17 protein-coding genes are annotated in these 19,697 nt (G+C 63.4%); 2 read left to right on the top strand and 15 right to left on the bottom strand.

Translation table 11 applies throughout. The features are described 5' to 3' along the window. Position 1 precedes the first annotated feature (1 nt). The 12 genes from V7756_RS15200 to V7756_RS15255 are packed head-to-tail and all read right to left on the bottom strand — an operon-like array spanning position 2 to position 10,624. Positions 2-2,236 carry an MMPL family transporter gene (locus V7756_RS15200; RefSeq protein ID WP_335611043.1) on the bottom strand — a complete coding sequence of 745 codons (2,235 nt, stop codon included), beginning with the start codon at positions 2,234-2,236 and terminating at the stop codon, positions 2-4. Further along, on the bottom strand, positions 2,233-2,778 hold the full coding sequence (locus V7756_RS15205) for a LolA family protein (RefSeq protein WP_335611044.1): 546 nt from the start codon (positions 2,776-2,778) through the stop codon (positions 2,233-2,235). The genes V7756_RS15200 and V7756_RS15205 overlap by 4 nt, the downstream gene beginning before the upstream one ends. Continuing rightward, positions 2,778-3,218: an acyl-CoA thioesterase gene (locus tag V7756_RS15210; protein ID WP_335611045.1), complete on the bottom strand. Its 441-nt coding sequence runs from the start codon at positions 3,216-3,218 to the stop codon at positions 2,778-2,780. The genes V7756_RS15205 and V7756_RS15210 overlap by 1 nt, the downstream gene beginning before the upstream one ends. After that, the gene (locus V7756_RS15215) at positions 3,205-4,773 is read right to left on the bottom strand and encodes an HAL/PAL/TAL family ammonia-lyase (RefSeq protein ID WP_335611046.1); all 1,569 of its coding nucleotides are present in this window, start codon (positions 4,771-4,773) and stop codon (positions 3,205-3,207) included. The genes V7756_RS15210 and V7756_RS15215 overlap by 14 nt, the downstream gene beginning before the upstream one ends. Continuing rightward, complete coding sequence (locus V7756_RS15220; RefSeq protein WP_335611047.1) at positions 4,757-5,698, bottom strand: LpxL/LpxP family acyltransferase; 942 nt, start codon at positions 5,696-5,698, stop codon at positions 4,757-4,759. Before V7756_RS15220 ends, V7756_RS15215 begins: the two co-directional genes overlap by 17 nt. Then, positions 5,695-6,444 (bottom strand): glycosyltransferase family 2 protein, encoded by a 750-nt coding sequence (locus tag V7756_RS15225; protein WP_335611048.1) that lies wholly within the window; start codon positions 6,442-6,444, stop codon positions 5,695-5,697. Before V7756_RS15225 ends, V7756_RS15220 begins: the two co-directional genes overlap by 4 nt. Positions 6,445-6,452: 8 nt before the next feature. After that, positions 6,453-8,147, bottom strand: a complete 1,695-nt coding sequence (locus tag V7756_RS15230; protein ID WP_335611049.1) for an AMP-binding protein — start codon at positions 8,145-8,147, stop codon at positions 6,453-6,455. Further along, positions 8,144-8,680, bottom strand: a complete 537-nt coding sequence (locus tag V7756_RS15235) for a hypothetical protein (RefSeq protein WP_335611050.1) — start codon at positions 8,678-8,680, stop codon at positions 8,144-8,146. The genes V7756_RS15230 and V7756_RS15235 overlap by 4 nt, the downstream gene beginning before the upstream one ends. 2 nt (positions 8,681-8,682) lie before the next feature. Beyond that, positions 8,683-8,943, bottom strand: a complete 261-nt coding sequence (locus tag V7756_RS15240; protein ID WP_335611051.1) for an acyl carrier protein — start codon at positions 8,941-8,943, stop codon at positions 8,683-8,685. After that, positions 8,933-9,163 carry a phosphopantetheine-binding protein gene (locus V7756_RS15245; RefSeq protein WP_335611052.1) on the bottom strand — a complete coding sequence of 77 codons (231 nt, stop codon included), beginning with the start codon at positions 9,161-9,163 and terminating at the stop codon, positions 8,933-8,935. The genes V7756_RS15240 and V7756_RS15245 overlap by 11 nt, the downstream gene beginning before the upstream one ends. Beyond that, the gene (locus V7756_RS15250) at positions 9,144-9,965 is read right to left on the bottom strand and encodes a lysophospholipid acyltransferase family protein (protein WP_335611053.1); all 822 of its coding nucleotides are present in this window, start codon (positions 9,963-9,965) and stop codon (positions 9,144-9,146) included. The genes V7756_RS15245 and V7756_RS15250 overlap by 20 nt, the downstream gene beginning before the upstream one ends. Beyond that, positions 9,962-10,624 carry a beta-ketoacyl synthase chain length factor gene (locus tag V7756_RS15255; RefSeq protein ID WP_335611054.1) on the bottom strand — a complete coding sequence of 221 codons (663 nt, stop codon included), beginning with the start codon at positions 10,622-10,624 and terminating at the stop codon, positions 9,962-9,964. Before V7756_RS15255 ends, V7756_RS15250 begins: the two co-directional genes overlap by 4 nt. Positions 10,625-10,920: 296 nt before the next feature. Between V7756_RS15255 and V7756_RS15260 the strand changes: the two genes are divergently transcribed. Further along, on the top strand, positions 10,921-12,525 hold the full coding sequence (locus V7756_RS15260; protein WP_335611055.1) for a response regulator: 1,605 nt from the start codon (positions 10,921-10,923) through the stop codon (positions 12,523-12,525). Continuing rightward, on the top strand, positions 12,522-13,232 hold the full coding sequence (locus V7756_RS15265) for a sensor histidine kinase (protein ID WP_335611056.1): 711 nt from the start codon (positions 12,522-12,524) through the stop codon (positions 13,230-13,232). The genes V7756_RS15260 and V7756_RS15265 overlap by 4 nt, the downstream gene beginning before the upstream one ends. 339 nt (positions 13,233-13,571) lie before the next feature. On the opposite strand, the gene amt is transcribed toward V7756_RS15265, so the two are convergent. The 3 genes from amt to V7756_RS15280 all read right to left on the bottom strand — a co-directional run bounded on the left by amt (position 13,572) and on the right by V7756_RS15280 (position 19,511). Beyond that, positions 13,572-16,961, bottom strand: coding sequence for an ammonium transporter (gene amt, locus V7756_RS15270; protein ID WP_335611057.1), 3,390 nt, complete (start codon positions 16,959-16,961; stop codon positions 13,572-13,574). Positions 16,962-17,249: 288 nt separating this feature from the next. Further along, a complete protein-coding gene (locus tag V7756_RS15275) occupies positions 17,250-18,272 on the bottom strand; it encodes an NADP-dependent oxidoreductase (protein WP_335611058.1) in 1,023 nt (340 codons plus the stop codon). 153 nt (positions 18,273-18,425) lie between these two features. Next, positions 18,426-19,511 (bottom strand): GGDEF domain-containing protein, encoded by a 1,086-nt coding sequence (locus tag V7756_RS15280; RefSeq protein WP_335611059.1) that lies wholly within the window; start codon positions 19,509-19,511, stop codon positions 18,426-18,428. Positions 19,512-19,697: the final 186 nt, after the last annotated feature.

The raw sequence follows: 19,697 nt of genomic DNA on the forward strand, positions 1-19,697 counted from the left end.
ATTAATGAGAAAACCCAGGCCGTTCGGCACGGGCAAAGGGCACCAACGCCCAGGTGAAAGCCAGACCCAGCAGACAGGTCAGGCCGAGAAAATGCAGCGCTGGCGTGGCACTGAAAGCCAGCAGACCAAAAGCCAGCAGGCTGGATGCACAGGACAGGCTGACCGCCAGCCAGGTGGCCTCGCTGTCTGGCTCCTGGGCGCTGAAGATGCCGGCGTCCAGACCTATGCCGAGCACCAGCAGCAAGCCCAGCAGATGAAACAGACCAATACCCCCCACCAGGCTCAAACAGCCCAGCGTCAGCACCACCGCGCCCACTGGCGGCAACAGCGCCCGCCAAGCGGCCCTGCGCAAGCGCCAGCAAAGTAACAGGCCGAGCAGCAATACCGCCAGCGCCAGCCAGCTTGCCATGCTGCGGGCCAAATGCGCCAGCTGCGCCGACAGGCTCGCCACGCGATCGTGATAGAGCAGGTCCGGCGCTATTGCCAGTTGCTGCAGGGCACTGATCGCAGCCGGGCTGGCCTCGCCCAACGCGATGATGGCCAGCCAGCCACCCTCGGTCTGGGCGCCGAGCCAGAGGGCTGCATCGGGCGCGCCAGCGCTACTGTCCAGCCACAGCGCCGCTGTTAACAGCGGCGCAGCATCCAGCGCCGCCACGGCCTGCTGTTGCAGTCGCTCGGGCAAGCCACTGGCGGCCCGCAATGCAGGCAGTGCCTGCAGATAGCCTTGACGCAGCGCGTGCCGATTGTACTGCTGACGCGCCAGTGAAGGCAGGTGCCGCGCCGTATGGGTGTAGGCAGACAGCTCGCCTGCGGCTAGCAGCTGCTGCAAAGGCGCATCCAGGCTTTCCAGTCTTTGCAGCAGGGCCTGCCCGTCTGGCGCACTGACCAGCAGATAGCGACTGCCACCGGGTTGCTGCAACAACGTCTGCACCTGCTGCTGCTCGGCGATGAGTTGCGGTGGCGACGGGTTCAGCTGCTGCAGGCTACCGCTGAACTGCAATCGGCTGATCGCAGCCAGCGCCAGCAGCAGCAACACCAGCAAGCTGATCCAGGGCCAGCGCTGCCCCTCCCTCAAGCGCAGCGGCGCCAGCCGACGGGCCGCTGCGGCTGTAGCCGGATGCACCGACAGCGGCCATTGCGCCAACCACAGGCGCACCGTCAGCCAGGCACCGAGCAGCCCCAGCGCGGCAAAACAGGCCATCTGCCGCAGGCCCGGCATGGGCGTGAGCAATTGCCCCAGATAGGCAACCAGCGTGGTCACCAGCCCCAGGAGCAGGGCCGACCAGAAGCGCTGCTCGGGTTGCTCCGCCACCAGCTGACGCTGGCACTGCAGATGCAGGGCGTAATCCACCGCGATGCCGATAATGCTGACGCCAAACACCAGCGTCAGCAGGTTCACCCCGCCAAACAGCAGACCGGTGAGCGGCAAGGCCAATAGCAGGCCGCAGGCGATGGGCACCAGCAGCAAGGCCAGGGTGCGCAGACGACGAAACACCAGCCAGAACAGCAGGCACAACCCCAACACGGATGCGAGGCCCAGGCTCGACATTTCACGTTGCGCCTGCGTGGCACCCGCCGCCGCGTGGAAGATCAGCCCGGAGCGCAGCAGTTGCGCCTCCGGCCATTGAACGTGAAAGGCGGCAAGGGCGCTGTGCAGTTGCTGTTGCACCTCCAGCGCATAGGGGCTGGCTTGCAGCTGCCCACTGACCAGCACCCAGAGTTGGCCATCGTGCTGCAGGCCAGGCATGCCTTGGCGCAGCCGCAGCGGGCCGCTGAAACGCTCCTGCAACCAGCTGTCGAGCACGCCAAAAGGATCACGGCTGACGGCTTCGCTGCCGCCGGGCAACAGTAGTCGTTCCAGAGCCCGTGCACTCAATTGCTCCGAGTCCGCTGCGTGCAGCTCGTCGCTGAGCAAACCGTAGCGATAGGCATCCAGTTGCTGATCCGGCCTGTTGTCTGTTTGGTCGGCGCTCAGACCCACGGCCTGCAGGCGCTGCTTGAGATCACGCGCTGCCGCGACCGGCTGCGGCCCGCCAACCAGCAGCACAAACTGGCTTTCGAAAGCGCCGGCGAGCTGATTATCGGCGCGTTGCAGGCGGGCGCTTTGATCGCTGGCCGGCAGCAACGCGGTAATACGGGTATCCCAGAAATCAGGCTGGCGTAGTTGCGTCAGCAACAGCGCGGTACAGACCAGCAACAATGCAGCCCAGAGCCAGGCCAGCGCGCGCTGACTCACAGCGCGCCGCTGTTGCCGGGCAGCGTGGCGCAGTCGGCGGGACTGAGTTGCAGATTCATGCGATCACCGGAGACAAAGCGGATCTGCAGTTCGCGTACCTGCTCGGCGCCGCTCACCTGCAGCCGTTGCAGGCGTTCGGCCACCGCTGCATCGGTGGGCGTGAGGCTGGCCTGCCAGGCCTCCAGCTGGCCCTGCAGATCGACGGAAAAATGCTGCTGCAACGCGGCCCAGTCACCGCTCAGCAGGCCGGTAAGTACCGGCAATATGACCTGATAGGCGAGCGGCAGGTCGGGGTTGTCGGCATCCAGTACCAACCGGCTGTCGACCGGCGTGAGGGTGTGCCAGACCAATTGTTGCTCGCTGCGCTGAAAGTAGCCGCTACTGGCCAGCTCGGCTTCCAGATCGGCCAGCCAGCGGGTCTGCTCGAAACGGTTGCAGGCCGGACTGTGCTCGGCCAGTTGCGCACCCAGGGCGGCGCTGTCCAGCGCGGCCACGGCCGGCAGGCTCCAGCCCAGAGCAAGGCTCAGCAACAGGCGGCGCATCAGGCTTGCCTCTGTTGCCAGGCGGCGATCTTGTCACGCAGTACGGCGGGCGACTCGAAGCGCATCTCGCGGTCTTCCACCCCCACGGCCACCTGCACCGTCCAGGCGCGATTGAGCCGCTTGCGCGTCTCGGCGTCGCGAATGGTGTAGTCGATTTTGAGGCGATTCTCCCATTCGCTCAGGCGCGCCTCGATGGCGATCTGCTGGGTGAAGATCGCAGGCGCCGCATAGCGCAGGCGCATGTCGATGACCGGCCAGCCGAAGCCGGATTCGCGCATCTGGTTGTAGTTGTAATCCAGCTCGTCGAGCAGCGCGCAGCGGGCAATTTCCAGGTAGCGCACGTAGTGGCCGTGCCAGACGATCTGCATCATGTCCACATCGTGAAAGGGAATGGTCAGGCAGATTTCGGCGCTGGGCAGCGGCTGTTCAGCAGGCGTCATATAGGCTCCAGTGGCGTTGCGTTATCAGGCTGCAAAGGTGACGCAAGTCGCTTTCCAGGGCGCGGTCTTCGGCCAGCGCGGCAATCTGTTCCCGGCATTCGGCCACAAAGTCCGCCAGCGGCGCCGGCAGCGGCGCGGCATCATCCAGGGCGCGGCGCTGCTCTACCGCCTGACAGCCGGCGTGCAGCAGTGCCGCAGCTACCTGTTCGACCAGCGTCAGAACGCGCAGCGCGTCCCGCGCCGCTATGGTGCCCATGCTCACCTTATCCTGATTGTGACATTCGGTGGAGCGCGAAAACACGCTGGCCGGCATGGTCAGCTTGAGCGCCTCGGCGGTCCAGGCTGAAGCGCCGATCTGCACCGCCTTGTAACCGTGGTTGAGCGCCGCGCGCTCGGCGCTGGCACCGCTGAGGTTGGCGGGCAAACCGTGGCTGAAACGGGTATCTACCAACTGCGCCAGCTGGCGGTCCAGCAGATCGGCCAGGTTGGCCACCGCCTGCTTCAGGCTGTCCATCACAAAGGCCACGTGGCCACCGTAGAAGTGCCCGCCATGCATCACCTTGCCGCCTTCAACATCGATCAGCGGATTGTCGTTGGCGCTGTTCAGTTCGGTTTCCAGCCATTGTCGCCAGAACGGCAGGGCATCAGCCACCACGCCGATCACATGGGGAGCGCAGCGGGTGGAATAGCGATCCTGCAGGCGCGGTGAGTTGCGCGGGGTGGCCGGCGCGTGCAGATCCGCGCGCAGCCGCGCGGCGACCTGCGCCTGACCGGGATGCGGTTTGGCCTGAAACAGCGTCTCATCAAAATGATAGGGGTTGCCGTCCAGCGCGTAGACGCTGAGCGCCGTAATGCGCGTGCTCAGGCGCGCCAGGTAGTCGGCGCGGGCGAAGGCCTGCAGTGCCAGGGCGGTCATCACGGCAGTACCATTCATCAGCGCCAAGCCTTCCTTGGGTTTGAGCCGATAGGGCGTCAGCCCACGTTCGGCGAACACCTCGGCGGTGGCGCGGCGCTCGCCATCGACCCAGACTTCGCGTTCGCCGCACAGCACCGCTGCGAGATAGGACAGCGGCGTGAGGTCGCCACTGGCACCCACCGAGCCCTCCTCCGGAATCACCGGCATCACGTCGTGCTCCAGCAGCCAGACCAGACGTTCCAGCAACTCCCAACTGACCCCGGAATAGCCCTGGCATAGCGACACCAGGCGCACCATCACCACGGCGCGCGCCGCCTCTACCGGCAACACCTGACCCAGGCCGCAGCCGTGGAAGGTATACAGATGCTGCGGCAGCTCGCCCAGCACCTCGGCGGGCACGGCGCGGGTGCAGGAGTCGCCGTAACCTGTAGTCACGCCGTAGATCACGCCGTCTTCGGCCAGCAATTGCTCGAGAAAACGGTTACCGGCGCTGATGCGCTCGCGGAACGCCGGCGCGGCCGACAGCGCCACGCGGCAGCGGCGCTGAGCAACCGCCAGCACCTGCTCGATGCTTAGCGGGCTGCCGTCCAGCTGCAGTGCGGGTTGCGCGTCGGGCGCCGTATCAGTGGGATAGTTCATCGGACTCATGAGTGTCAGCCAGCCAGAAAGGGAAAAAGTTGTACCACTGCAGCGGCTGCCTGCGCACCCAGCCGGCGAGGGTATCGGCGTAGCGCTGCATGGCGTCTGCCAACCACTGCTCGCGCTCGCTGCGGGCCAGCGCGCGGGTGTCGTCAAACTCGGCAAATTCGATATGAAAGCGCTCGTCTACCCGCATGCACGATAGTGTGTAGAGCGGGCAACGCAGCAAGGCCGCCAGCCAGAACGGGCCCTCCGGAAAGATGGCCGGTGCACCAAGAAACTCCAGCGCGCGCTGACGCCCGCCGTTGATCGGCGGGCGGTCGGCAGCAATCACTACGAAGCCGCCGCCGGCAATACGCTCGGCGAGCAACTGCGCGGTAGCCGGGGTAATCTCGCTCACCTCGAGAATCTGCGGCCGCGGTCGGCCGGTGACACGCTGCAGCAATTCATTGAATTTGCCGGCATTGCGTGTGTGCATCAGTACCAGCAAGTCCAACTGCGGATGCCGCTCGGCCATGGCGTTGGCCACATCCAGGTTGCCGTGGTGTGCCACCAGCACCAGCCCGCCCGCGCCGGCTTCCAGCGCGCGGGCGAAATGCGCCACACCATCACCTGACAGCTGTTGATCGGCAATGGGCACGCTCCAGCCCTGCACCTTGTCCATCAGCGTGTTGCCGAAACTCATGAAATGCCTAAAGCTGCGCCAGTACAGGCGCAGCGGCTGGCCGGCCAAGGCTGGTTGCAGGCGCCGCCAGTAAGCACAGGAAGCGCGGCGCGCGGTGCCATGGCCAAGGAAAAACCAGAGCATCACCGGCCAGAGCACCAGCTGAAATGGCCAGCGTCCCAGATGCCGATTGATCCACACCAGCAACTGCATGCCCAGTAGGGTACCGCGCTCGCCCATCTGTGCCCAATGCTGGCTCATCGGCGGCCGACTCCGCGCAGCCGCGACCAGGCCCAGCCCGGTGCGCGCGCCAGCATGCCGAAGAACAGCCGCGCATGCATTGCCGAAATCAGTAGATTGTCGCGCCACAGGTTGAAATGGCTGACGCCGCCCTCGGGGTAATGCACATGCACTGGCAGGTTGATCACCACCCCGCCACGCCAATGCCAGCGCACCAGCACCTCGGTATCAAAGGCCATGCGGTTGCCGCAGGGCTGGTCCGCCAGCAGATGATTGACGCCCGCCAGCGGATAGAGACGCGCGCCGCACATGGAATCGCGAATATCCAGCGACAGGGTGTTGATCCAGACCCAGATATGGGTCGCGTAGCGGCCGTAGAAGCGCAGCCGCGAGACGCTGTCGTCGTAGCGCGGATAGCCAATCACCAGCGCCTGAGGGTCGGCCTGCATGGCAGCGACAAAGCTCGGCAGATCATCCAGCGCGTGCTGGCCGTCGGCATCCACCTGCAGGGCATGGCTGTAGCCCAGCTGTTCTGCGTAGGCGAGCCCCGCGCGTACCGCCGCGCCCTTGCCGCGATTGGGCGTCAACCGCAACAACGGGTGACCCGCGGTCTTCAGCTCGTCCAGCACGGCGGCGCATTCGGCGTCGCTGCCGTCGTCTACCAGCACCACGGGCAAACCCAGTTGCTGCAACTGGGCACAGACGCTGGCGATGGTGGCAGGATGGTTATAGACCGGGATCAGCGCGCAGACGTCTGGCGCACTCATGGCTGTACTCATGTCTGTAGCCCGGCGTCTGGCTGAAAGCGTGCGGTGGCGGTGCAATGACGGCCCGCACTGGAATCCAGGCTAAAGGTCACGGCATCGGGCTTGCGCGCCAGCGTCAGCTGAAAGCGCATGCCGGGACGCAGCATGGTCTGAAACTTCAAGCGCTCCAGACGCTGGAACTGGCCCAGCGGGCCGAAACTCTGCTCGGCTATCTGCAGCGCCCATTGGATCATTACCACACCCGGCACCAGCGCAAAGCCGTCGAAATGGCCACGCAGATAGATCAGTCGCTCAGGCACTTCGAAACTGTGGCGGCAATGTTCGGTGTCCTGCCACTGCTCACCCAGCCAACGCGGCAAACGTTCGTCATCCAGATCGGCAAACAGGCGCGCAATCAAAGCGCGATCCAGCTTGCCCTGGGCGTTGCAGGGCAACTGCTCGACAAAACGCCAGTAGCGAGGCAGTGCCACGCGCTCAAGCTGCTCGGCCAGCCGTGCACGCAGCCGCTCGGTCAGGGCGCGCCTTGCGCTGTGCTCCTGCGGCAGGGCCTCGGCGCGCAGGGCCACCACCAAACCCAGGCGGCCATCGGCACGGCCTGGGTCAACACAGCGCACAGCGGTCACCTCGGGCACTTGTAACAGACGCTGTTCTATCTGCTCCAGCGACACTCGCTTGCCAGCCACCTTGGCGACCCGATCACCGCGACCCAGCAGGACAAAACCCTGCCCCTGGGCCGCGACCCGGTCGGCCTGACGCCAAGCCAGTTGCGGCTGCTCTAGAAAGCTCGAACGCAGCACCAGCGCACCTTCCTCGATCTGCCAGTCCACTCCGGGCAGCGCTTGCCACACGGCGTTGCGACTCTGTTGCCGCCAGGCGATGCCGCCGGTTTCGGTACTGCCGTAGATTTCCGTGACCGGAGTCTGCAACAAGGCTTCGGCCTGCTCAGCGTGTTCCAGTTGCAGGGGCGCGCCGGATGAGAACACGCGCCTTGGCGCGCCCGCCGCCGCCCAGTCAATATGCTCTGGCAGGCGTGACAGCGGCGCTGGCGAACTGACCACCACCGCCGTCAGCGGCGCCTCGCGGGCCTCGGCCAGGCGCGCTGCCAGCACCTCAGGGTAGAGCGCATCGCGCCCGCAAAAGGGTACCCCGGCACAGAGCGGATGCAGCACGCCGGCGAGCAAACCATAGATATGTTGATGGCTGACCTGGGCAATCACCGCTGCGCCCGTCAGCGGCCAGAGCTGGGCATGCACCGCCAGTTCGCTGTCGAGCTGGTCAAAGCGTTTGCTGAGACGCAGCGGCTGGCCGGTGGAACCGGAGGTGTAAAGCGTCAGCGCGACATCCTGCGGGCCCAGCGGCGGCAAGCTCGCTGGCTCGTGTTCAGTGCCAGGCGGGAGGCTCGTGGGCAGTTGGCCGTTGAGTTCGGCGGCTATCGACTGCAGGGTTTCGGGCCGGTCATCTGCCGGCAGCACCGCCACTCGTCCGCTGTCCCAGAGCGCCAGCAGAGCGGCAGTGAACTCTAGCGGATCAGGTTGATGCAGCAGCCATTGACCGCCGGGCTTGCCCTGCAGCCAGTGCAGCCACCGCCGCCGCAGCCTGAGCAGCTCGGGCAACTGGCACCAGTGCGACGGCAGCCCGTGGCTGGTCGCGTAATCCACACGGGGGTGCAGCCAGGGGCGCTCGATCAGCGGCGTCAGGCTCATGAGTGCACCCGCTGCACACGGCGACGGCACAGCCATTCCACCGCAAACATCAGCCCCATCAGCAGGTAGCTGATGCAACCGTTGTACAGTGTCCAGGTGGCCAGATCGGCGTATAAGGCGGTCCAGCCGGCAATGCTGCCGTTGACGATGAAGAAGCCGCACCAGGCCCAGGTAACCTTGCGGGTGTAGCGCACCCCTTCGGGCGGAAGATCAGGTTCCTGCAAGCGGGCCAGGCGTTCGATAACCGGCATACCCCGTAGCAGGCTGCCGGCAAACACCGCCAGCAGGATCAGACTGACCGCCACCGGGTACGCGCGCATACCCAGCTCGGCCTTGCCGAGCAGGCCCAGTAACAGCAGCACGGCGGCCGCCAGAAAGGCCAATGGTCGGGCCTGCGGCAGACGCCAGACCAATAGCCCGGCACCAATGAGCAATAGCCAGCCGCTGGCAATGCGGCCATGCAGCCCGTAGACCGCGAAGGGCCAGGTCAGCAAGGCGAGCATCCCTGCCCACTTCAGCATCCGGTAAGGCATGTTCAGGGCTGCATGATGCGGTCAACGGCGTTGACCACGTCGTCGATGGTACGCACCGACTTGAAGTCTTCGGGGTTCAGGCGCTTGCCGGTGTAGCGCTTGAGCTCAACCACCAGATCGACGGCGTCGATGCTGTCGATATCCAGGTCTTCGTAGAGGCGCGCTTGCGGGGTTATTTCCTCAGCGTCCAGTTCGAACAGCTCGACCAGCGTCTTGCGCACCTGGGCAAAGGTCGCGGCACGGCTTGGGGACTCACTCGACACGGCGGGCCTCCACGAGCGCTTGCAATGCGTTCAGGCTGGCAAAGTGCTGACGGGTCTCCTCGGCTTCGGCGTCCAGTTTGATGCCGTAGCGCTTTTGCAGCGCCAGACCGATTTCCAGCGCATCGATGGAATCCAGGCCCAGGCCTTCGCCAAACAGCGGCTCGGCCGCGTCGATGTCATCCGGGGTGATGTCTTCGAGTTCAAGCGTTTCGATAATCATCCGCTTCAGTTCCAGCGATAAATCTTGGGTCTCGCTCATGACTGAAATGCTCCAGTTCCTTGTTGAAATAGTCACTCAACCACAGCGTCAAGTGTCTGGCCTGCTGTCCCGCAGGTTGTGTTTCGTCCCTGTTGACCGCCACATCATCCAGCACCCGCAGGTGCATCTGGATGCGGCTCGGCGGGATATGATACCAAGGCTCACCCTTGGTCAGGGTAGTGGGTGTGCAACGAATCAGTACCGGTGTTATCGCGGTATGGGTGCGCAGGGCAATATTGGCGCCGCCACGGCGAAACTTGATCGCTCGCTGCGGCGAGGTCCGGGTGCCCTCAGGGAACAGAATCAGCGATTTGCCCGCCGCCAGGCTGCGCTGCGCGGCTGCCAGCACGGCTTCCGGCTCGCTGTTGGTGATGTAGCCGGCCATGCGAATCGGGCCGCGAGTGAAGGGGTTGCGCGCCAGCGCGCCATTGACGATGCAGTCGGCCTCGGCGGTGTAGGCCACCAGGTAGATCACATCGATCAGCGAGGGGTGATTGGCCAGCACCAGCAGCCCTGGGCGGTGCAGTTTTTCCAGCCCGTCGATGCGGTAATCGGCTACTCCCAGCAGTTTCATCAGCCCGATAAAGGCCCGAAAGCCGTACTGGATAAGCCGCCGTGCCGCCCGCTGTCGGCGCTGCGGGTCACGCACCAGCAACAACAGCGGCGCAGCAAACAGGCCCAGCAGCAAGCCGCCCAGGCCAAATGCGCTAAACGACAGTGCGGTACCGATACCACGCCAGAGTCGCTCTGCCGGGATGCTCACGCCAGGCTCCAGCACTGACGCGCCTGCAACCGGCCACCTCGCGACAGCCAACGCATGACATCAACAGGCGTGGGTTCGGCACTCACACCGCTACTGTGTGCCTGCAAAGCGCGGCCCTGCTGAAGCGACAGACGCAAACCGACACAAGCAGCGCTATTCGGCGCACTGCTCTGCCCTGCATAGGCAGAGGGGAGATCGGCATCGGAAAATACGGCCACGACCGCCGGATGACCTTCCAGCAGGTAACCCGCCGCCTCCAGCAGCATGGCATCGAGCTCATGACCGCAGGCTGCCAGCGCCTGCATCGAACGGGTGTTGTTGCGGGCGATGGAATGTACGCCCAGCACGGCGTTGTGCACCGACATGGAAAACTTGGCGGGAGACAGCGGTTGCCCGTCGGCCAGAGACTGCAGCATGGCCAACGAACTCTTCACATCACCGTGGCGCGAAGCATGAATCACGGGGCACTGATGCTGTGGATCAAGCAGCGCCAGCAGGTCGCAGAGTGCTCGCCCGGTAACATCCAGACGTCGACGCAGCATGGCCGGCAGCGGTGGCTCCGGGCCCTGGCGCTGGCTCAGGTCATGGTGACTGTCCAGCACAACATCCGTTTGCTGGGCACTCCAGGCCAGCCAATCTTCCAGCAGCAGGTTCATCATGCGTCATTGCTTTCGTTGCACCGCAGAGGGGGCATTCTACGGAGGGTGGCAGTTTGGTCAAGCTTGCATCTGGTGCGGCCATGCCCTATTACCAGTGCTGAACCGAGCCTGACCCCAGGCGCCATTTATATCAGAGTTGGGCGCCAGCACCCGATTTTGCCGACAGAGCGCCCGCGCGTTACGCCAACCCGTTCAAATAATGGCACAATGATCTCAACTCTGCCCAACAAGCACCGCCTGCTAAGGTCTAGACTGAGTGTTATTGGCAGCACCTGACCGTACACCCAGGTAACACTATGATCAGCTACAACAAAAGACGCTTTCTCATTGTCGATGACTTTTCCGACTTCCGCGGTTCGGTCAAGGCGATGCTCAACCAGATGGCCGCGCAGCATGTGGATGCGGCCGCCAATGGCGAGGAAGCCATCAAGCTCTGCCGCGAGCAGCAGTACGACATCATCCTGCACGACTACAACTTGGGCGAAGGCAAGAACGGCCAGCAGGTACTGGAAGAGCTGCATCACGAAGGGCTCATCAGCCCCAACTGCATCTTCGTCATGGTCACTGCCGAAAGCAGCCAGGCGATGGTGATGGCAGCGCTCGAGTTCGAACCCGACGCCTATCTGACCAAGCCCTTCACCCGCGCCAGCCTGCAGCAACGGCTGGACAAGCTGGTCGAGCGCAAGACCGCCCTGCAGCCGATACTCGCCCCTCTGGCCAAGCAGCAGTATGGCGCGGTACTTCAGGCCTGCGAGCAGATCATTGCCAGCCAGCCGCGCTACGCTCCCCTGTGCCAGCGCTACAAGGCCGACGCGCTGAAAACGCTCGGCCTGCATGAAGAGCTGCAAGCACAGCTGCAAAGCCTGCTGGCCGACCGCCCCATGCCCTGGGCATTGAACATGCTGGCCAATCATTGGCTGGAGCGCGGTGAACTGGAGCAGGCCGAGGCCTGTCTGGAGCAGGGCATCAGCCAGTTCCCGATGCTGCCGGCGCTATTCGATGGCCTGGCGCGGGTCAAGCTGGCCAAGGGCGAGCTGCTCAAGGCGCAGGTATTTCTCGAACAGGCGGTCAAGATCTCGCCGAACAACCCGCAACGCCAGGCCGAGCTGGGCAAGCTCGCACGCGCCAACAATGATCCTGATCGCGCCGTGCGCGCCTACCGGCAGGCGGTGAACCTGGGACGCCATTCGCAATTTCGCGACCCCGAGCATCACCTGAACCTGGCCGGCAGCCTGCAGGACCAGTCCGGTGATACCGCCCCGGCACCCAAGGTACTGCTGGAGATTCGTCAGACGCTGGGCGATTTGAGCAAGAGCTGGCGGCATGATCCCGGCCTGACCGCACGTGCCGATCTGGCGCAGGCCAAAAGCCTGGTCAAGGCGGGAAAACAGGGCGAAGCCGACGAACTGGTGCGCAACGCCGCCGGCAAGCTGGGCAAGCTGGACACCTTTTTCTCGGCTGAAGCGGCCCTCGAAGTCGCCAGCCAGCTGCGCGAGCTGGGGCAGCCCGAGCAGGCCGATGCCGTACTGGGGACCTGTGCCGAAATGTACGGCGACGACCCCAAGGTCATGGCCGGCATCAGCGCCCAGACCAGCAACCCCACAATACTGCAGGCGGGCGACCAGGCGCAATCGCACAACCGTGCGGGCGTGCAGCACTACCAAAAGCAACAGTATGCCGAAGCGCTGGACAGCTTCCGCGCCGCAGCGGCGCTGCAGCCGCGCAACATCAGCTTTGCCCTGAATACCGCGCAGTCGCTGCTGCGCCTGCTGTTGAGCGCACCCACCGACGAGCTGCGCGAGGAATGCCAGGCCTGCCTCGAGCAGGTGCGCAGCATGCCGAAGTCCGACCACCGCTATGAGCGCTATCGCAAGCTGTGCGAGCGTGTGGAGGCGCTATGAAGCGCGGTGCACCGGAACCGGAAGATGATCAGGGACTGGGCTTCTCGACGGTCATTGCCTCGACCGTGCACGACATGAAAAACTCGCTGGGCATGTTGATGCAGGCGCACAGCGCCCTGGCCGAGCGCTTGCCGCCGGAGCTGGGTAGCAGTCGCGAGCAAGGCATCATCGAGTATGAGTCGATGCGCCTCAACGGCATGCTGGTGCAGATGCTGGGTCTGTACAAGCTGGGAGTGAACCAGTTGCCGCTGCAACCGGTGCACATTGAAGTAGACGACTTCTTTCAGGCCGCGCTGGCGCGCCATCAGGAAATACTGCATTCACGGCACATCCACGGCAGCTACGAAGTGTCCGAAGAGGGCCTGATGGGCTTTTTCGATGCCGAGCTGGTGGGCTCGGTAGTCGGCAACGTGATCAACAATTCCATCCGCTACGCCAAAAGCGCCATACATCTGCGCGCCTGGGTCGAACAGGAGCAATTGGTACTGGCCATCAGCGACGACGGCCAGGGTTATCCGCCGCGCATGCTGGAGGCGCAGTCCGACTACGTGCTGGGCATCAACATGAGCAGCGGCTCCACCGGCCTGGGCCTGTATTTCGGCGCGCGTATCGCCGAGCGGCATCAGCGCAACGGTGTGCAGGGGCGCATCGCCATCAGCAATGACAGTGAGCTGGGCGGCGGCGAGTTTCGGATTTATTTGCCGTGATGTTTCGTCTTGATTCGTTCGGATAGCGCTCAGCGCGCCAAACCAATGGTTTTCGGCGGCATTTGAAGAATATGACACATAGCAAGGTTATTGCACGGACCAAAAAGTCCCATCTGAGCGGGCGAATAGCGCCGAGTTTTGTGAGCGGACGGCCAGGTGCGTCCCCGGCAGATCGAGCCACGCAGCGAACCCGCAGGGCCGCGCAGCTGGGTGCCCTGGGGGATTGCTAAGGGGGAATGGGCACGCCTCCCCCCTGGGTCGCCTAGAGGCGAAAACTGAGCCGAGCGAGATTAACGAATTCGATTCCAGCTCGTGCCTAAGTCACACTTGAAAGCCCACTCAACGCGGCATCATCCGCACCCCTTCCAGCTCACTCAGCGGCTGCGGCATACCCAGATGATAGCCCTGGGCATAGTCCACCCCCAGCTCGCGCAACTGCTCGAGAATGGCCTCGTTCTCGACAAACTCCGCCACTGTTTCCAGCCCCATTTCGTGGCCTATGGTGTTGATCGAGGCGACCATGGCGCGGACGATGGGGTCGGTGGCGATATCCTTGACGAACACGCCGTCGATCTTCAGATAGTCCACCGGCAGCGACTTGAGATAGGCGAAAGACGACAGACCCGAGCCAAAATCATCCAGCGCAAACAGGCAGCCAATGGCCTTCAGCCGCTGCATGAAACTGATCGCCTTGCCGAGATTGGCGATAGCGCTGGTTTCGGTAATTTCAAAGCAGATGCACTGCGGCGGTACCGCATGGCGTTCAATCGCCTCCAGCACGAAACCGAGAAAGCTTTCTTCACCCAGCGAAGCCGCCGAAAGGTTGATCGAGTAATTGCCGATATCGCCGTCGCGACGGCGATGATAATCACCGACCCAGGCGAGGAAATTACCCACCACCCAGCGGTCGATCGCCGAGGCCAGATCATAGCGCTCGGCCGCCGGCATGAAGGCGCCGGGCGGTATTACCCGCCCATCCTCGCCGAGCAGGCGTACCAGCACTTCGTAGCCCGGCCGGCTCTGCTGCTGGCTGATCGGGTGAATGGGCTGCACATAAAGCCGCAGCAGGTCGGAGTCAAGCGCGTGGCGCAAACGGTTGACCCAGAGCATCTCACCGCGTCGCTCCAGCAGCTGCGCGTCGTCAGCCTGATACAGATGAATACGATTGCGCCCTGCTTCCTTGGCGGCGTAGCAGGCGCTGTCGGCGGCGCTGAGCAGCACGTCCATGGTCGCCATCTGCTCTTCCACGGAGACCAGGCCTATGCTCACGCCCACGGCGAAGGTCTTGTCCTGCCAACTGAAACGGAACTCTTCCACCAGCGCGCGAATGCCATCCACGATCGGGATCGCCTCTTCCAGCGAACAGCCCGACAACAGCAGCCCAAACTCATCGCCGCCCAGGCGTGCCAGTACGTCGCTGCTGCGCACATGGGAGATGAACAGCTTGGCCAGCTGGCGCAGCAGTTCATCCCCAGCGGCGTGACCGCAGGTATCGTTGACTATCTTGAACTGGTCCAGATCCATGTAGCAGAGCACCTGCTCGCCACGCTCGGCCGGCAGCTTGCTCAGCGCCAGCGCAACCCGCCGCTCGAACTCCTTGCGGTTGGTCAGCCCGGTCAGGGTGTCATGGGCCGCCTGGTGCGACAGCTCGCGCGCCAGCCGGCGATTGACGGTGACGTCGCGAAAGGTCAGCACCGCGCCGATGATATGGCCTTCGGCATCACGGATGGGCGCCACAGCATCCTGAATGGTGACCTCGCTGCCATCCCGACGACGCAACTGACACATGGCGCCCTCCTGGCGGGCAAGAGCCTGGCGATAGCGGCGTAGCAAGGCGGTCACCGGGTTACCCAGGCGCTCCTCACTGAGCTCGTCGTACAAGCAGTAGACATCGTCCAGCGGCCGGCCGGCGGCCTCCTCTTCGCTCCAGCCGGTGAGTTGCTGGGCGACCGGATTCAGATAGCGCACACGGCTGTCCGGGCCAGTGGTAATCACCCCATCGCCAATCGAGGCCAGGGTCACCTGCGCCAGCATCTTTTCCTGAAACAACTGTTGCTCAATGCGCCGGCGCTCGGTGATATCGCGAATCATGCAGGTATAGACGTCGTCATCGAAGGCGCCGCGGCTGACGGTCAACTCGGCCACAAACTGGTCGTGCTCGTTACGGCTGAACAGCACCTCGCGCATCATCTGACCGCCCGCTTCCGGCAGGGGCATGCCCTGCCAACTGCGATCCGCCACCAGGCGCTCCAGCGGCTGGCCGATCAAGGCGCCCGCCGGCATGCCGAATAATCGTTCTGCGCCGGGGTTGCAGCTGGCCAGCACACCGTCGCGTCCGCAGGTAACCACGCCATCACGGATATCGCGGATCATGCTCTGGGTCATCCCCACGGCACGGCGCAGCGCGTGGATCACCTTGTTGTACTGGGCCGCGATCTGACCGACCTCGGTAAAGGGTTCCACCGGCACATCCCGCTGCATGTCACCGGCCTGCTGGTGCGCTGCCATGGCCTCAAGCAACTCGATCAGCTCGGTACGAGCGCCGTGTTCCGCAATGTTCAGCCCCTTCTGCTCGGCGTCTGGCGAGACCCGCATGGGCCAGAAGCGGTTGATCGTACGCAGCAGTGCCCAGGTCAGACCAAAGGCCCAGAGCGCGGCTACCAGCACCCCTTCTAGTTGGGCAATGAACTGCTCTGTCCGGCTCAGACCCGTGCCCAGCAGGGTCAGATCACCAAAGAGCGCCACGGCCAGGGTGCCCCAGATCCCCGCCGCCAGGTGCACCGGTACTGCACCTACGGCATCGTCGATGCGCAGATGGGTCAGCAGCCGGTCCGCCAGATACATCACTACCGCACCGCCCAGGCCGATCAATACCGACGCCCCCGCATCCACCACGTGGGCACCAGCGGTCACCGCTACCATGCCGGCGATCATGCCATTGAGCGGATAAACCGGGTCGACCAGGCGCCAGCGCCACCACGACATGACCATGCCGCCGAGCGTGCCGGCGATGGCCGCCAGCACAGTGTTGGCGATGATGCCCGGTACCCGGCCATCAAACCCCAGCACGCTGCCACCGTTGAAACCGAACCAGCCAAACATCAGCATCAGGCCGCCAAGCATCGCCAGCGGCAGGTTGGAACCAGGCATGCTGCGGCCTTCGCGTTCCTGCTCGTAGCGCCCCTGGCGCGGCCCGAGGATCAGAATGACGGCCAGCGCAATCCAGCCGCCAATGCCGTGAACCACGGTTGAACCGGCAAAGTCCACAAAGCCGCGCCCCGACAGCCATCCCTCGCCAGGGCTGAAGCTGCCGCCCCAGGCCCAGTGGCCGAAGAAGGGATAGATAAGACCCGCTGCTATGGCGGTTACCAGCAGGTAGGCGCTGAAGCGCATGCGTTCGGCAGCCGCACCGGAAACGATAGTGGCTGCAGTGGTACAGAACATCGCCTGAAACAGGAAGAAGGCGGCCTGCCAGGTGTCGTTGAACGACAGCATGTTGAAGCCGCCACCATAGAGCCCGGTCGCGCTGACGCCGAACATCAGACTGAAACCGAACAACCAGTAGAGGAAAACCGCGACGCCCAGATCGGCCATGTTCTTGACCGCGACGTTGATTGCATTCTTGCTGCGCGTCAGCCCCGACTCCAGGCAGAGAAAACCGATCTGCATGTTGAACACCAGCCCGGCACAGAGCACAAGCCACAGCACATCAATCATTGATACGGGCATAGTCGACACCTGATCCGATACGAAACTGGCACTTTGATAGCGCGCTAATTATGTTCACGCCCTGTTTTGGCGCGCGCGCAGTAGGAATGCGGCTCCGCCGGCTCAGGACAGTGCAAGCACTGCAGTTTTTGTACCAAAAGGTGTCGAAACGTCGGCAAGTCGTCGCTATAAAACTGCAACAGGGGCAACTGACAAGCGTGGGGAGGCGGGATTAGAACGGGAAAAGTGTGACGCAGTTATCATCGAGCCGCATGGTAGCGGCCCGATGATTTCTCACCGGCGTTCAGCTCAGTCGGCGACGTGCACCAATTGCTTGCCGAAGTTCTTGCCATTGAGCATACCCTTGAACGCCTCGACGGCGTTGTCCAGGCCTTGCGCTACGGTCTCGCTGTACTTCAGCTTGCCCGAAGCCACCTGCTCAGCCAGCAGCGCGGTGATTTCCTGGTGCTGGTCCTGCCATTCGGTGACCAGGAAGAAGCGATGCTCCGGCTTGGGATCCAGCGCACCAAAAATGTGGAACGGAGTTTCGATCTTGCTCTGATCCTGCGCATTGTAGGCAGAGACGTAGCCACAGATCGGCACGCGCGCACCCGGATTGATCAGCTTGGCCACCGCCTTGGCAACCTCGCCACCGACGTTCTCGAAGTACACGTCGATACCCTTGGGGCAGGCCGCCGCCAGATCGCCGTCCAGATTGCCGGCCTTGTAATCGATGCAGGCATCGAAGCCCAGTTCCTCGACCACGTACTTGCACTTCTCCGGACCACCGGCGATACCGACCACGTGGCAACCTTGCTGTTTGGCGGTCTGACCCACCACAGTGCCCACCGGGCCAGAGGCCGCAGCCACCACTACGGTTTCGCCTGCCTTGGGCTTGCCTACGTACATCAGGCCGCAATAGCCGGTACGGCCTGGCATGCCGGCCACACCCAGGTAGGTTTGCAGCGGCACGCCCTGATCCTTGATTTTGTACACCATGGGCGCATCACCGGGGATGATGCAGTACTCCTGCCAACCGGAGTAGACGGTCACCACATCGCCAACGGTGTAATTCTCGGACTTGCTCTCGACCACGCGGCCAACGCTCTCACCCACGATGGGCGCGCCGATTTCAATCGGGTCCATATAACCCTTGCTGTCGTTCATGCGCGGACGCATGTAAGGGTCAAGCGACAGCCACAGCGTCTTGATCAGCACTTCACCGTCTTTCAGCTCGCGTACCGGCTCTTCCTTGATGACCAGATCGCCATCCTTGATCTCGCCTTGCGGGCGCTGGTTGAGTACCACTTTACGATTCGTATGGGCAGACATGATTTGCCTCTCGCTATCAGGTGTATGGGCGGACAGATTGCCGCGAACTCGCCGATCATAAACCAGCAAGACAGCAAGTCATGCCCCCTTGTACGCACTATTCATCGTACTGATTGTTTGCCAATTGGCAGGCCGAAACCGCCGCTGCCGATTTCACCCCAGATCGCTTACCGCCAGCCCGCCACCTTCGCTCACTACCCGATTGCGACCATAGGCCTTGCCCCGATACAGCCGCTGGTCGGCGCAACGATAGAGGACTTCGGTGGTGCTGCCATCGACCGGCCATTGCGCCACGCCAAAGGTAGCCGCCAACGGCACCCGCATACCGTTGACCATGAGCGGTTGCTCACTTAACTGCTGGCGCAAATCCTCGACCAGGGTGGCGCCGGCCTGCAGGTCGGTATTGAGCAACAACAGGCCAAACTCTTCACCACCCAGGCGTCCGACCTGATCCGTGATGCGCAGGCGCTGCTGCAGCACCTGGCACAGGTGCTGCAGCGCACGATCGCCCACTACATGCCCCCAGCTGTCGTTGACCTGCTTGAAGTGATCCACATCCAGCAGTACCAGACAGAATGGCTGCTGGCTGCGGTCAGCCTGCTGCACCGCCAGGGTGAACAGTTGTTGAAAACGCCCACGATTGAACACACCGGTCAGTGCGTCGGTTTCCGCCACCCGCTCAAGGACGCGCTGGGCAGCCGCTCGGCGCGCTTCATAGATGTGCACAAACAGCATGAGCAGCAGGCCGCAAAGAATCGCATTGGCCAGATCAATCATTCCGGCCGGCGTACGCACCTCGGCATAGCGCCACACATACAAGAAGGCAGCCAGCAGTATGAAGGGCGCAGCCAGCCAGAAGCCGGCGGTCCGGCCCAGCAGCAGATACGACATGATGGGCACCAGATACATCCAGACAAAAGCCGTCTGCGAGGCACCCGGCATCACTATGATGTAGAGCAGAAAGCAGTAGGTGGGCAACAGGTACAGGTAGGTCCAGGGCGTTAGGTCCCGCACGGCAGTAATCTTCCAGGCGCCCCAGAGCAGCAGCAGGCCGGTAACGCTTTCCAGCAGGGCCAGCAACAGATTGTCGTTGCCAAATTGCAGCGCGGCGAACCCGCACAGGGTCGCGCCGGTGCAGAAGAACACCAGGCGCAGCATGAGGCGCCGGTCGGCGTCGCCGAGTGCGCTGGGAGCAACTGGACGCTGCTGGCGGTGCTGCAGTCTGAGCTTTGTTGGCATATCCGTCGCCTGCTGAATAACAGTCACCAGTGTAGCTCGCCTCAGCCGGCCAGTAAGCCCGCTATTTTTGGTTACTACCAGACAGTTAACGAGGCTGTAGAAAAACCCTTTTCGGGTTCATCCCGCAGCCATTTCCGTGTTTATGTCTGGCCTCGGATCTTCAGGGCCGTGTTTGCTCAATTACTA

The organism is Halopseudomonas sp. (genome assembly GCF_036961105.1).
In the GTDB taxonomy this organism is placed as follows: Bacteria; Pseudomonadota; Gammaproteobacteria; order Pseudomonadales; family Pseudomonadaceae; genus Halopseudomonas.

Bases quoted from the DNA above. Each gene is read 5' to 3' on its own strand.
- V7756_RS15205 (WP_335611044.1), bottom strand. From the start codon at position 2,778: ATGCGCCGCCTGTTGCTGAGCCTTGCTCTGGGCTGGAGCCTGCCGGCC.
- V7756_RS15210 (WP_335611045.1), bottom strand. From the start codon at position 3,218: ATGACGCCTGCTGAACAGCCGCTGCCCAGCGCCGAAATCTGCCTGACC.
- V7756_RS15215 (WP_335611046.1), bottom strand. From the start codon at position 4,773: ATGAACTATCCCACTGATACGGCGCCCGACGCGCAACCCGCACTGCAG.
- V7756_RS15220 (WP_335611047.1), bottom strand. From the start codon at position 5,698: ATGAGCCAGCATTGGGCACAGATGGGCGAGCGCGGTACCCTACTGGGC.
- V7756_RS15225 (WP_335611048.1), bottom strand. From the start codon at position 6,444: ATGAGTGCGCCAGACGTCTGCGCGCTGATCCCGGTCTATAACCATCCT.
- V7756_RS15230 (WP_335611049.1), bottom strand. From the start codon at position 8,147: ATGAGCCTGACGCCGCTGATCGAGCGCCCCTGGCTGCACCCCCGTGTG.
- V7756_RS15235 (WP_335611050.1), bottom strand. From the start codon at position 8,680: ATGCCTTACCGGATGCTGAAGTGGGCAGGGATGCTCGCCTTGCTGACC.
- V7756_RS15245 (WP_335611052.1), bottom strand. From the start codon at position 9,163: ATGATTATCGAAACGCTTGAACTCGAAGACATCACCCCGGATGACATC.
- V7756_RS15255 (WP_335611054.1), bottom strand. From the start codon at position 10,624: ATGATGAACCTGCTGCTGGAAGATTGGCTGGCCTGGAGTGCCCAGCAA.
- V7756_RS15260 (WP_335611055.1), top strand. From the start codon at position 10,921: ATGATCAGCTACAACAAAAGACGCTTTCTCATTGTCGATGACTTTTCC.
- V7756_RS15265 (WP_335611056.1), top strand. From the start codon at position 12,522: ATGAAGCGCGGTGCACCGGAACCGGAAGATGATCAGGGACTGGGCTTC.
- amt (WP_335611057.1), bottom strand. From the start codon at position 16,961: ATGCCCGTATCAATGATTGATGTGCTGTGGCTTGTGCTCTGTGCCGGG.
- V7756_RS15275 (WP_335611058.1), bottom strand. From the start codon at position 18,272: ATGTCTGCCCATACGAATCGTAAAGTGGTACTCAACCAGCGCCCGCAA.
- V7756_RS15280 (WP_335611059.1), bottom strand. From the start codon at position 19,511: ATGCCAACAAAGCTCAGACTGCAGCACCGCCAGCAGCGTCCAGTTGCT.